General features: G+C 72.1%; 10 protein-coding genes and 1 pseudogene. 4 read left to right on the top strand and 7 right to left on the bottom strand.

Annotated features, from left to right (window positions below):
• Positions 1-1,426, top strand: a 1,426-nt coding sequence (locus JAO81_RS28920) for a PQQ-binding-like beta-propeller repeat protein (RefSeq protein ID WP_199550903.1), incomplete at its 5' end; no start/stop codon positions are given.
• Positions 1,427-1,579: 153 nt separating this feature from the next.
• Here the strand turns inward: JAO81_RS28920 and JAO81_RS28925 are convergent.
• Entirely contained in the window at positions 1,580-2,425 is an 846-nt protein-coding gene (locus JAO81_RS28925; protein WP_199550904.1) for a hypothetical protein, read from the bottom strand.
• 143 nt (positions 2,426-2,568) lie between these two features.
• On the opposite strand from JAO81_RS28925, the gene JAO81_RS43470 reads away from it, so the two are divergent.
• Entirely contained in the window at positions 2,569-2,694 is a 126-nt protein-coding gene (locus JAO81_RS43470) for a hypothetical protein (protein ID WP_267913073.1), read from the top strand.
• Positions 2,695-2,708: 14 nt separating this feature from the next.
• Here JAO81_RS43470 and JAO81_RS28930 read toward each other — a convergent pair whose 3' ends face one another.
• From JAO81_RS28930 to JAO81_RS28940, 3 genes are read right to left on the bottom strand one after another with little or no spacing between them, the layout of a single operon-like run.
• The gene (locus JAO81_RS28930) at positions 2,709-3,479 is read right to left on the bottom strand and encodes an enoyl-CoA hydratase/isomerase family protein (RefSeq protein ID WP_199550905.1); all 771 of its coding nucleotides are present in this window, start codon (positions 3,477-3,479) and stop codon (positions 2,709-2,711) included.
• Positions 3,479-3,922 (bottom strand): Zn-ribbon domain-containing OB-fold protein, encoded by a 444-nt coding sequence (locus tag JAO81_RS28935; RefSeq protein ID WP_199550906.1) that lies wholly within the window; start codon positions 3,920-3,922, stop codon positions 3,479-3,481. Before JAO81_RS28935 ends, JAO81_RS28930 begins: the two co-directional genes overlap by 1 nt.
• Before the next feature lie 6 nt (positions 3,923-3,928).
• Positions 3,929-5,083, bottom strand: coding sequence for a lipid-transfer protein (locus tag JAO81_RS28940; protein WP_199550946.1), 1,155 nt, complete (start codon positions 5,081-5,083; stop codon positions 3,929-3,931).
• Positions 5,084-5,240: 157 nt separating this feature from the next.
• Between JAO81_RS28940 and JAO81_RS28945 the strand changes: the two genes are divergently transcribed.
• On the top strand, positions 5,241-6,845 hold the full coding sequence (locus tag JAO81_RS28945) for a FadD3 family acyl-CoA ligase (protein ID WP_199550907.1): 1,605 nt from the start codon (positions 5,241-5,243) through the stop codon (positions 6,843-6,845).
• An 83-nt stretch (positions 6,846-6,928) separates the two neighbouring features.
• Here JAO81_RS28945 and JAO81_RS28950 read toward each other — a convergent pair.
• From JAO81_RS28950 to JAO81_RS28960, 3 genes and pseudogenes are all read right to left on the bottom strand, one after another.
• A pseudogene (locus JAO81_RS28950) lies at positions 6,929-7,291 on the bottom strand (VOC family protein); the annotation flags it as partial.
• Positions 7,292-7,444: 153 nt separating this feature from the next.
• Positions 7,445-7,591, bottom strand: a complete 147-nt coding sequence (locus JAO81_RS28955; protein WP_199550909.1) for a hypothetical protein — start codon at positions 7,589-7,591, stop codon at positions 7,445-7,447.
• A 371-nt stretch (positions 7,592-7,962) separates the two neighbouring features.
• The gene (locus tag JAO81_RS28960) at positions 7,963-10,899 is read right to left on the bottom strand and encodes a BTAD domain-containing putative transcriptional regulator (protein ID WP_199550910.1); all 2,937 of its coding nucleotides are present in this window, start codon (positions 10,897-10,899) and stop codon (positions 7,963-7,965) included.
• 254 nt (positions 10,900-11,153) lie between these two features.
• On the opposite strand from JAO81_RS28960, the gene JAO81_RS28965 reads away from it, so the two are divergent.
• Positions 11,154-12,386 (top strand): amidohydrolase family protein, encoded by a 1,233-nt coding sequence (locus JAO81_RS28965; RefSeq protein WP_199550911.1) that lies wholly within the window; start codon positions 11,154-11,156, stop codon positions 12,384-12,386.
• The last annotated feature ends 72 nt before the right edge of the window (positions 12,387-12,458 follow it).

Raw genomic sequence — 12,458 nt, forward strand, 5'->3', positions numbered from 1 at the left:
CCCCCCCCGCCTCCCCGCGCCCCCCCCCGCCCCCCCGCGCCCCGCGCGCCCGGCCGGCGGCGAGGACTGGGACGAGGCCTGGCGCCGCACGCCCGACGCCCCCGACCCTTCGCCGGTACGGCTGCCCGGCGCGCAGGTGCCGATCGGGCCCGGCCCCCGGGTCGCCGACGCACGGCGCGAGGCGGACAAGCGGGTGGGCGCCCCTGAGGCGGCGCTCGCCGCGTCGTGGTCGCGTTCGGCGGGCGTCAACGGCGCGGAGCCCGCCCCCGTGGTTCCGGTGCCGTCCGCGGAACCGGCGGCCTGGCGGCCCTGGCGCTTCCGGATGTCCAACGACGTCTGGGGCACGCCGCATGTCGTCGGCGACCGGGTGTACGTCACGTCGTTCGAGGTGCACGCACTCGATGTGGCCACCGGGCGGCGGCAGTTCAAGACCCGTGACGTGGCCTGGTCGATGGCGATCACCGACGGCCGGATCCACGCCTCCGACGGGCCCACGCTCTTCACGCTCGACGCGGCCGACGGCACCGATCTGTGGCGCTTCGCGACGGAGGCCTGGGTGTACTCGCTCAAGGCCGACCGCGGCACGGTCGTCGCCGGGCTGCGCGGCGGCGTGGTCTGCGGGTACGAGGCGGCGAACGGCGAGAAGCTCTGGGAGATCACCGGGGCGCAGACCGACTTCGAGACGCCGGAGGCCGGGCCCGTCATCCACGAGGGCACGGTGTTCCTGTGGAAGGACGCCAGGCTGCGCGCCGTCGAGGCCCGTACGGGCGTCGAGCGCTGGTCGTATCCCATCGGCGACGCCGCCTCCTGCGGAGGCGTGCCGGTCCGGCTGACCCCGGCGTCCGACGGCGCGGTGTATGTCGCGGCGGGGACCCGGGTGCTGGCCGTCGACATCGCGTCGGGCCAGGTCCGCTGGCACTTCGAGGCACCCGCGGTGTTCCTGTCGCCGCCCGCGTACGCGCCCGGCGCCGCGGTCACCGGCGGCGGGGTCTACCTCGCGGACTATCTGGGCACGGTGTACGCCCTGGACGCCAAGGACGGGCGGGACCGGTGGCGGATCGCCACGGAGTCGCGGTCGTCCATCGACCCGGTGCTCGTGGCCTCCGGGCATGTGCACGTGGGGGCCGGCAACGGGCTCTACACGCTGGACGCCGTCACCGGTACGCCCAAGTGGCGCTTCCAGGCGGGCGGCGAGGTCATCGGCTCCCCGGTCGCGGCCGAGGGCCGGCTGCACTTCGGCTCCGCCGACCACTGCCTGTACACGCTGGACGCGGTGGGCGGCCAGCTCCGCTGGAAGCTGGCGACGGGCGGTGAGATCACCGGGGCGCCGGTCGCCCAGGCGGGCGTCGTGTACGCGTGCAGCAAGGACCGGTGCGTGTACGCGCTGGACGCGGTGAAGGGGACGGGGACGGCGCCGGGTCGGTGAGGCGGCGGGCGGGCCGGGCTTCGGCTCCGAGCCGGGCTGCCACTCCGAGCCGGGCTCCGGCTCCGGCTCGGGCTCCGACCGGGCTCCCGCTCCGACTCGGGAGGGCTCCGGGCTCCGGCTCGGCTCGGTGAGGTGTTTGCTCCGAGGCGCTGCTCAGCTCGACGGCGGCGGCTTGTGCCAGGCCGGCGGCGGGCCGTCCTGCTCCTCCGGCGGCGGGCTGTCCGCCGGGGACATCGGGGGCGGCGGGGAGGCCGCGGGAGGCGGGGACGACGGACTGTCCCCGTCCCCGTACGTGTCGGTCCGGTCCCCGTAGGTGTCGGACCGTTCGCCGTACGTGTCGGTCCGGTCCCCGTAAGCGTCGGGCCGGTCCTCCAACCCGTCCGGACGGTCCCCGTACGCGGCGGGACGCTCTCCGAACGCGTCGAACGCGGCCGGATCCTGACCCGGCTGACCCGGCTGACCCGGCTGACCCGGCTGACCCGGCTGACCCGGCTGATCCAGCGTCGGCACGGTGGATACGGGAGCCGGCGGCGGGATCTCGTCGGCCTGGCGCGAGGCACGGCGCGAGGCGCGGCGTGGGCGGCCCGACATGATCAGGGCGGCGAGCAGGATCATCGCCCCGCCCACGAACGCGCTGCCCGCGCCCACATCGAGCCCGTTGCCGTCCGCGTCCACGGAGAGCGAACCCTCCGCCTGTCCCACGCGCACCATCCACAGGACCGCGAACCCCATCGCCACGATGCCCGCGAACGCGAGCAGCAGGCGCGAGCGCACAACCACGCCCACCAGCGTCACGATGGCGACGAACAGGAACGGCAGGAACAGCGAGCCGAACAACTGCGCCTTGTCGTCCGTGACACCGTCCGCCGAGAACAGCTCGTCGATACGGTATTCGCGGCCGAGACGGCCGTCGTACCAGGCACGGAAGGGGCTCCAGACGACGGCCGCCGCTCCGGCGAGAGCGAGGATCGACCCGAGGACGTTGCGGACGCGGCTCATCGGTGACCTCCCGACGGCCCCTTTGGTGCAAAGGGGCACATAGGCCCTGATAGGGGACTCTCGCTCCCGACGCTACGCCCGGCCGGCCGGGCACGCCACCAGGGTGCTCCCGGTCGGCCTCGACCAGGTCATGCAGGAACCGGATGCGCGCCCGCACGTGGAGCGCCGTCGAGGCGGGCGAGCACCGCAGCGCATCCGCCGCGGACCTGATGATCGCGGCGAGCCGCGGACCGCGGCTCAGCGCAGCCGGAACCCCGGCCGACGCTTAGCCGCGGACGGCAGCTCAGCGCAGCCGGAACCCCGGCCTGCGCTTGCCGAAGAGGCCGGCCTGTTCGTCCCAGGGCAGGTTGCCGAGGCCGATCAGCTGGGGTGCCTGTGCCGCCGCCTGCGCCCGGGCGGGAGCCGACGCCGCCCACACCGCACGGACCGTGCCTTCGACGGCCGCGGGCGGACAGGAGGCGATGACCTCCGCCGAGGCCACGGCGGACGCCAGCGCCCCGCCCGGCGCGGTGAGCTCGGAGACGAGGCCGACCTCGTACGCGCGCCGCGCCGAGACCCGCTCGGCCGTCCCCATCAGGGACATCCGCGCGACCTCCCCGAACGGCATGCGCTGCGCCATGTAGATGGCCTCGTACGCGCTCACCATCCCGTACGTCGTATGCGGATCGAAGAACGTCGCCCGCTCGTCCGCGACGATGAACTCGCTCTCGCCGAGGAGATAGAAGGCCCCGCCGCAGGCCATCCCGTTCACCGCCGCGATCACCGGCTTCCACAGGTCGCAGGCCTTCGGCCCGATCGCGACCAGGGGATCGTCGATGGTGTACGGGGACGGCGGCTGCGGCACCTCCGCCGCCCGGTCGATGCCGGTGCAGAAGGCCTTCTCGCCCGCTCCGGTGATCACGACGGCCCGTACCGACGGGTCGAACCTGAACTGCCGCCAGGCGGCGGTCAGTTCGGCGGCCGTCGCCAGATCGATCGCGTTGTGCTTCTCGGGCCGGTCCAGGGTCAGGACCGCGACCCCGGTCTCCTTGTCGCACTCCACACGTAGGGACATCAGCGCTCCAGCACCCACTGCGGCATCGTGAACTCGCCGATCCGCGCGAACACCACCTGCACCCGCGCCCCGATCCTCAGCCGGGACGGATCGACGGAGTTCCACGGGGCGCCGGCCTCGGTGACGAGGTTGCCGACGAGGCGGATGCGCGGGGCTTCCGCCAGCTCGACCACGATCGCGTTGTACGGGGCCATGTCCGCGTAGGCCGGAAGCAGCGGCGGATGCGGGAAGACGTACGACCAGATCCGGCCCTTGCCGCTCATCCGCCGCCACTCGCTGTCGAAGGACTGGCAGTGCGGGCAGCAGGGGCGCGGCGGGAAGCGGAGCTCGCCGCACTCGGGGGCGGCGCAGGCCTGGACGCGCAATTCGTGCTGGGCGGTGTACTCCCAGAAGGGCGCGCCGTCGTCGTCGACGACCGGGGCCAGGAGATCTGCAGAGGTCATCGGGGATCAGCTCCTCAGGAGTACGGCCGACGTGGGGACGCCCTCGCCCGCGGTCACCAGGCAGGTGGCCGCGTCGGGGACCTGGGCGGTGGAGGTGCCGCGCAGCTGCTTGACGCCCTCGGTGATCAGGTTGAAGCCGTGGACGTACGCCTCGGAGAGGCCGCCGCCGCTGGTGTTGATGGGCAGCCGCCCGCCGATCTCCAGGGCGCCGCCCTCGGTGAACGCCCCGCCCTCACCGCGTCCGCAGAAGCCGTAGCCCTCCAGGGAGAGCGGAATCAGTGGCGTGAACGCGTCGTAGATCTGCGCCACATCGATGTCCTCGGGGCCGAAGTCGGCCTGCTTCCACAGCTGTCGGGCGGCGGTCCAGGCGGGCCCGGACAGCGGGTCGTCGTTCCAGTAGTTGACCATGCCGTGGTGCTGTGCGGGCAGCCCCTGCGCGACCGAGTGCAGGTAGACGGGCTTCTGGCGGCAGTCGCGGGCGCGCTCCGCGGAGACGATGACGGCCGCCAACGCCCCGTCCGTCTCCAGGCAGTTGTCGAAGAGACAGAGCGGATCGCTGATCATGCGGGCCGTCATATACGACTCGCGGGTCATCGGACGCTCGTACATCTGCGCCGCCGGGTTCTGGTTGGCGCGGTTGCGGCAGGCGAGCGCGACGTTGAAGAGGTGGTCGCGCGTCGTGCCGTACTCGTGCATATGGCGCCGGGTGAGCATGCCGATCTCGTCGGCGGGCCGCAGCAGACCGTAGGGGCGCGTCCACTGGCCCGGGGTGGGCAGTTGGACCTGGGTGTTGGTCCACGGGCGGCGCCCCGAGCCGCGCTTGCGCGAACGCCAGGCGACCCCGACGCTCGCCTGTCCCGTCGCGACCGCCGAGGCGAGGTGCGCGAGGGTCGCGCAGGAACCGCCGCCGCCGTAGCCGACCTTGGAGAAGAAGGTGACGTCGCCCGCGCCGATCGTCTTGGCTATCTCGACCTCGTCGGTCTCCTCCATCGTGTACGAGGCGAAACCGTCGACCTCGGCGGGGGAGATGCCCGCGTCGTCGAGCGCCGCGAGGATCGCCCGGCAGGCCAACGCCTTCTCGGATTCCGGTAGTTGTTTCGCGAAGGGGGTCTGGCCTATCCCGACTATCGCTGTAGCGTCCTTCAATGTGCCCGCGGCCATGGCCACCTCCGAGATCACGCGCCTGCATCCCTGCTGACAGCGGAGGAGGCTACAGCTAATCTGACGGATAGTCAGCAATGGGTTCTCCCCTGCTCCAACGAAGTTGAGAGCTCGGGGAAGGGTGGGAGGGCTTGCGATGCGCGGGGAAGAGCGAGTGATGCGCGGCGACCTTGAGTGGGGCAGCATTCCGGGCCTGGTACGTGCGGCGGCCCGGCGTTACGCGACGCAGGAGGCGGTGGTCGAGGGCCGCACCCGGATCACGTACGCGGAACTCGGCGAACGCGTCGGGCGCGCGGCTGCGGCGTGTATCGCGAGCGGGGTCGAACCCGGGGACCGGGTGGCGGTGTGGGCGCCCAACACCCTCGACTGGATCGTCTCCTCGCTCGGCGCGGTATCGGCGGGCGCGGTGCTCGTCCCGCTCAACACCCGCTTCAAGGGCAGCGAAGCCGCGTATGTCCTCGGCCGCTCCCGCGCCAAGCTGCTGTTCATCACGGGGACGTTCCTCGGGACCTCGTACGTGGCTTCGCTGCGGCGGGCCACCGCCGAGGGCGAGGGCTCCGGGCCGCTGCCGGCGCTCCCGCACCTGGAGCAGGTGGTGGTCCTGTCCGACGACGCCCCGGAGGACTTCCGTACATGGAAGGACTTCCTGGCGGGCGGGGACGCGGTGCCGGCCGCGGAGGTCGAGGCGCGGGGAGCCGGCATCGATCCGGACTCGGCCTCGGACCTCGTCTTCACCTCGGGCACGACGGGCCGCCCCAAGGGCGCCGTCATCACCCACGCGCAGTCCCTGCGCTGCTACGGCATCTGGAGCGAACTCGCGGGCCTGCGCGAAGGCGACCGCTATCTGATCGTCAACCCCTTCTTCCACACCTTCGGCTACAAGGCGGGCATCCTGGCCTGTCTGATGCGCGGCGCGACGATGGTGCCGCAGCCGGTCTTCAACGTGGACACGGTGCTCGCCAACATCGCCAGCGAACGCATCTCGGTCCTGCCGGGACCGCCCACACTCCACCAGTCGCTCCTCGACCACCCCGCGCGCGCGAAGCACGACCTGTCGGCGCTGCGGCTCGTCGTCACGGGCGCGGCGGTGGTCCCGCTGCAGCTGGTCGAGCGGCTGCGCTCCGAGCTCGGGATCGCCACCGTCCTGACGGCATACGGCCTTTCGGAGGCCAGCGGGATCGTCACGATGTGCCGGCGCGGGGACGCGGCCCAGGTGATCGCGGAGACCTCGGGGCGGGCGATACCCGGCACGGAGGTCCGTGTCGTCTCCCCGGTCGGCGAGACGCTCGCGGCGGGGAAGTCGGGTGAGGTGATGGTGCGCGGGCACAACGTGATGCGGGGGTACTTCGAGGACCCCCAGGAGACGAAGAAGACCATCACGCCGGACGGCTGGCTGCGCACCGGGGACGTCGGGGTGCTCGACGAGGAGGGCAACCTGCGGATCACCGACCGCATCAAGGACATGTTCATCGTCGGCGGCTTCAACGCGTATCCGGCCGAGATCGAGCAACTCCTCGGTCTGCACCCGGACGTCGCGGACGTCGCGGTGATCGGTGTGCCGGACGCGCGGCTCGGCGAGGTGGGCAAGGCGTACGCGGTACGGCGCGCGGGCTCGACCCTCACCTCGGACGATCTGATCGCCTGGTCCCGGCGCGAGATGGCCAACTACAAGGTGCCGCGGCAGGTCGAGTTCGTGAGCGAACTGCCGCGGAACGCGAGCGGGAAGGTGCTGAAGACGGAGCTGCGGGGGCGGCGGGGCTAGGCGCCAGGCGCGACGTCAGCCCTGAGCGCGGCGCCAGCCCTGAGCCCGGCGCGGCGTCAGCCCTGCGCCTGGGAGGCGTCGATCTCGGCCTGGCTTGCCTCGACGCAGAACTCGTTGCCCTCGGGGTCGAGGAGGGTCTGCCAGCCCCTGCCGTTCGGGCGGCGCATATCGTTCTCGAGGGTCGCGCCGAGGGCGATCAGCCGCTCGACCTCTTCGTCGCGGGTCCGGTCCTGCGGCTGTACGTCGAGGTGGACGCGGTTCTTGAGCGTCTTGCCCTCGGGCACGGTCACGAAAAGGATCGTGTCGCCCTCGTGCTCGACGATCGCCTCGGGGTCACCGGGGTTGTCCTCGTCGCTCAGCTTTCCGCCGAGCACTTCGGCCCAGAACTGGGCCTGGGCGTAGGGGTTGTGGCTGTCGATGGTGATGTGCCGGATACGTGAGGTCATCCGGGCATCCTGGCCTGTGGGACCAGTCGGGGCAACGGAGTTGTTACGCGGCCCGGCAGCCCCGTACACGCACGCCCGTACCCATGCTGCGGCCGCGGCAGTGGGCTCCCCCTCCGCACTGCCGCGGCCGATCCCCCCTCGTGGAGTGCGGTCTCAGGCGCCCTCGCCGGTCGCGTGCTCGTCGGGGGGCTTGGTGGGCTCGCCGGTCCCGTGCTCGTCGAGCGGCTTGATGGGCTCGCCGGTCGCGTGCTCGTCCTCGGGCTTGACTATGACGGGCTCGGTCTTCTTCTCGTCGCTCATGCGTGGCTCCCCTGTGTAGTGCAGCGCGAATCGATGACGCCGCCCGCCCGGCAACTCCCCCGAGGACTGCCGGACGGGCGGTGTGGGCCGCTCACACTAGTGCGCGGCTCTGCGGTTGATCCGTCTGCCCCCCGACGCGGCGGATCGACCTCATGAGCATGTCGTGCGGCGATAAACGAACGATGAACGTCCTGTCCGGGACCGGCCACACACCTGTCACGAGGCGGTACGAGACGGGATGGGTCCTTCCGCTACGGCCGCCGGACGGGAGCCAGGCCGACCTCTGAACGATGGAGGGTGAACGACCGAGGGCGAGGGAGCGAGGCCATCGACGGAGGGCGAACAAGTGCCCGGCGGACCGACGTGCCGGACTACGCCGCCGTCGCGGGACTCAGCAGCCCCCGGACCTCGTCGGCCTCGGGCGAACCCAATTCCGTGTAAAGATCCAGCGCTTCACGCCAGCAGGCCGCCGCACGCACGCTCATGCCCACGGCGGACAGCGCCCGTCCGAGCACGGTCAGCACGTTCGCCCGCCGCCAGTCGCCGCCGATGTCCTGGAGCGCCAGGGCCTGTTCGGCATGGGCCGAGGCCTGGGCGTGCCGGCCGGCCGCCAGGTGCGCCTCCGCCATCCGGTAGTGCGCCATGCCGAGCCACAGCGACTGCCGGCTCTCACGGAAGGTCGCCAGAGCGTTGGAGAGCTGGGCCAGCGCCTCGGTGGACCGGCCGGCACGGGTCAGGGCCACACCGAGGGCGTACTGCGCATTGGCGATCCGCAGGACCGAGTCCAGCTCGGCGTAGATCCGTACACCTTCGAGGGCCAGCTCCACCGCGCTGTCGATCTGGTCGAGTTCGAGCTGGACCCGGGACAGATTGCACACCGCGCTCGCCTCGCCCGGCCGGTTGGCGTCCGCGCGGAAGGCCTCGATGGCCCCGCGCAGATGGGCCTGCGCCTCCTCGTAACGGTGCTCGTAGAGCGCGATGATCCCCCGCTGGTTGGGCACGCGGCCCAGCGGCACCGGATCGGCGGCCATCCGCCCGAGCTCGTACGCGAGCCGCGCCTCGTCGTCGGAGCGGTGGAACTCGCCCGCGAGGCTGAGCACATGGGCGAGGAAGGTCCGCGCCCTTCCTTCGGCGAGCGCGTCGCCCGCGATGTGCGCGGCTTCGACGACGGTGCGCGCGGTCGCCTCGTAGCGGCGGGCGTCGACCCGGGACTCGGCCAGGTCCACGGCGGCCATCAGCAGGTCCGCGGCCCGCCGCAGCATCGCGCCGTCCGCGGACTGCTGGACGCAGGCGAGCAGACATCCGGCCTCGGCGAACAGCCAGTCGACGGCCTGGGAGCGGGTGGCGAAGCGCAGGCCCTCGCGTTCGGTCGGTGAAAGGTGGTCGACCAGCCGGTCGCCCGGCCGCTCGATCGCGTACACCTGTGCCGCCGTCGCCAGATAGAAGTCGAGCAGCCGCGACAGCGCGGCCCCCCGCTCACTGGGCGGCTGCTCGTCGCGTTCCGCGCAGGAACGCGCGTAGAGGCGTACGAGGTCGTGGTAGCGGTAGCGGCCCGGCGCCGCGGATTCGAGGAGCGAGGCGTCGACGAGGGATTCGAGGAGGTCCTCGGCCTTCTCCTCGGGCAGGTCGAGGATCGCGGCGGGCGCCGCGAGGGAGATGTCGGGGCCGGCCGCGCGGCCGGGGAGACGGAAGGCGCGGGCCTGTGGGGGCTCCAACTGGCCGGAACCGAGCTCGGAGGGGGCCTTGACCGCGAGGTCGCCCGCCTGCAGTTCGTCCAGGCGCCGGCGCTCGTCGGCGAGCTTCGCCGCGAGGACGGAGACCGTCCAGGTCCGGCGGGCGGCAAGCCGGGACGCGGCGATCCGGATGGCGAGCGGCAGGAAACCGCAGGCGGCCACGACGTCGAGCGCGGCCTCGCGTTCCGACGCCACCCGCTCCTCGCCGACGATCCGCGTGAAGAGCTGAAGGGCCTCCTCGGGCGACATCACATCGAGGTCGACGAGGTGCGCACCCGCCAAATCCACCATGCGGTGGCGTGAGGTGACCAGGGCCGCGCAGCCCGCGGTGCCCGGCAGCAGCGGCCTGACCTGGGCGGCGTCGCGCGCGTTGTCGAGCAGGACGAGTACGCGCCGGCCGTCGAGCACCGAGCGGAACAGCGCCGAACGCTCCTGAAGGGTCTCGGGTATCGCCGCGTCCGCGGTGCCGAGCGCCCGCAGGAACGCACCGAGCACCGCCTGCGGCTCGGCGACGCGAGGGCCGGAGCCCTGCAGGTCGACGTACAGCTGCCCGTCCGGGAAGTGCACGCGCGCGGCGTGCGCGACATGGACGGCGAGGGTGGTCTTGCCGACGCCGCCGATCCCGGCGACGGCGGAGACCGCCATCACCTGGCCCTCGGCGGAGGCCAGCACATCGCTGAGCTCGGACACGAAGGCGCCGCGTCCGGTGAAGTCGGCGACGGTGGCGGGCAGTTGGGCGGGATGGGCCGGGGCGGCGGCGGGCTGGGCCAAGGGGGCCGCCGGCTCCGCGAGCAGCGGGTCCGCCCGCAGGATCCGCTGGTGCAGATCCGACAGACCCTGACGCGGATCGACGCCCAGTTCCTCGGTGAGGAGGCGGCGCGTGTCGTCGTACACCGCGAGGGCCTCCGCCTGGCGCCCGCTGCGGTACAGCGCGAGCATCAGGAGCTCGCGCAGCCGCTCCCGCAACGGGTGCGCGGCCGTGAGCGCGGTCAGTTCGGAGACGGCTTCCGCGTGGCAGCCCTGCTCGAGATCCATGTCGAGACGGGTCTCGAGGATCTGCAGCCGCCACTCCACGATCCGGGTGCGCTGCGTGTCCGCGTACGGGCCGGGGACATGGGCGAGCGGTTCGCCGTCCCACAGGCCGAGCAGCTTGTTGATGAGCGCCCGCGCCTGGCAGAGATCACCCGTCGCGCGCGCCTTCTCGGCCTCCGTCCACAGCTCCTCGGCCACGGCGAGGTCCAGCGCGTCGGCGGTGCACCGGATCGCATAGCCGCCGGCCTCGCTGACCAGCGAGTCCGGGTCGAGGATCTTGCGCAGCCTGGAGGCATACGTACGCAGCGCGGCCAGGGCCTGCGACGGCGGCTCCTCGCCCCAGATGCCGTCGATCAGCTCGGCCGCCGTGGCCGTCCGGCCCTGGCGGAGGAGCAGCGCCGCGAGCAGCGCCCGTTGCTGCGGGGATCCGGTCGGCAGCGGGTCGCCACCGCGCCAGGCCCGCACCGGTCCGAGCAGGCTGAACTGCAGCGGTGCCACTGTTTCCGGCCGCCGCTGGGCCGGCACGCGCGGTACACCGTCCATCGTGGTCGTCCCCCTGGCCCCCGTTATGCCCTGATTTGGGTAATTCCCGTCGGGTGTACGGGAATTAACTGTGTCAGTTTGCCTTGGCGGGGCGTGGGGGCGCAGCCCCCACGAGCACGAATCGGCTACAGCTCACAAACATCCACCCACACCCCCCAATCCCCGCGGGGGTCCGGGGGTGGAGCCCCCGAATCTGCAAGCCGCCCCCGCCCAGGGAGCTGACGATCCGTCAGATAGCGGCTACCGTGGGGACCATGGAGACCTTCCCGAAGATCATCTCGGTGGACGACCACACGGTTGAGCCCCCCAACGTCTGGCGGGACCGGCTCCCGTCCAAGTACCAGGACATCGGCCCCCGGATCGTACGAGCGCCCCTGAAGGAAATGACCTTCCTCGGCGGCAAGTTCGCACCGGTGATGGGCGCACCCGGAGACGACGGGCCGATCGGCGACTGGTGGGTCTACGAGGACCTGCACCGCCCCCTCACCCGCCTCGACACGGCCGTCGGCTACTCCCGCGACGAGATCAAGCTCGAGGTCATCACGTACGAGCAGATGCGGCCGGGCTCGTTCTCCGTGCCCGAGCGCCTCGCGGACATGGACATCAACCACGTCCAGTCCGCCGTCTGCTTCCCGACCTTCCCGCGCTTTTGCGGCCAGACCTTCACCGAGGCCAAGGACCGCGAACTCGGTCTGCTCGGCGTGCGCGCGTACAACGACTGGATGGTCGAGGACTGGTGCGGCCCCGACGCCAAGGGCCGGCTCATCCCGCTGACCCTGATCCCCTTGTGGGACGCGCGACTTGCGGCCGAAGAGGTCCGCCGCAACGCCGCCCGCGGCGTCCGGGCGGTCGCCTTCTCCGAGATACCCCCGCACCTCGGTCTGCCTTCGATCCACACGGACGAGTGGGACCCGTTCCTTCAGGCGTGCGACGAGACCGGCACGGTCATCGCCATGCACATCGGCTCCTCCTCGAAGATGCCGTCGACCTCCGCGGACGCGCCGCCGGCCGTCGGCTCCACCATCACCTTCGCCAACTGCTGCTTCTCGATGGTCGACTGGCTGATGAGCGGCAAGTTCGAGCGCTTCCCCAACCTCAAGATCATGTACGCGGAGGGCCAGATCGGCTGGATCCCGTACATCCTGGAACGCGCCGACGTGGTCTGGGAGGAGAACCGCGCCTGGGGCGGAGTCGCCGACAAGGTGCACCGGCCGCCGTCGGAGCTCTTCGCCGAGCATGTCTTCGGCTGCTTCTTCGACGACGCGTTCGGCCTGAAGAACCTGGACGCGATCGGCGTGGACAACGTCCTGTACGAGACGGACTACCCGCACTCGGACTCGACCTGGCCCAAGTCCAAGGAGGTCGGGGAGTCCCAGATGGGGCACCTGGCGCCGGACGTCGTCGACGCGCTCGTACGCGGGAACGCGATCAAGCTGCTCGGGCTGACGGAGGACGGGCTCTGGGGGCCGTCGGCGCCGGTCAAGTGATCACGCGGGAGGGGCGGGGGGGCCCCGGCGCTCGGGGCGCGGCCCCCCCCGCCGGGGGGGGCCCCCTCCCCC

Origin of the sequence: Streptomyces sp. N35 (assembly GCF_016464295.1) — a bacterium.
Classification (GTDB): Bacteria; Actinomycetota; Actinomycetes; order Streptomycetales; family Streptomycetaceae; genus Streptomyces.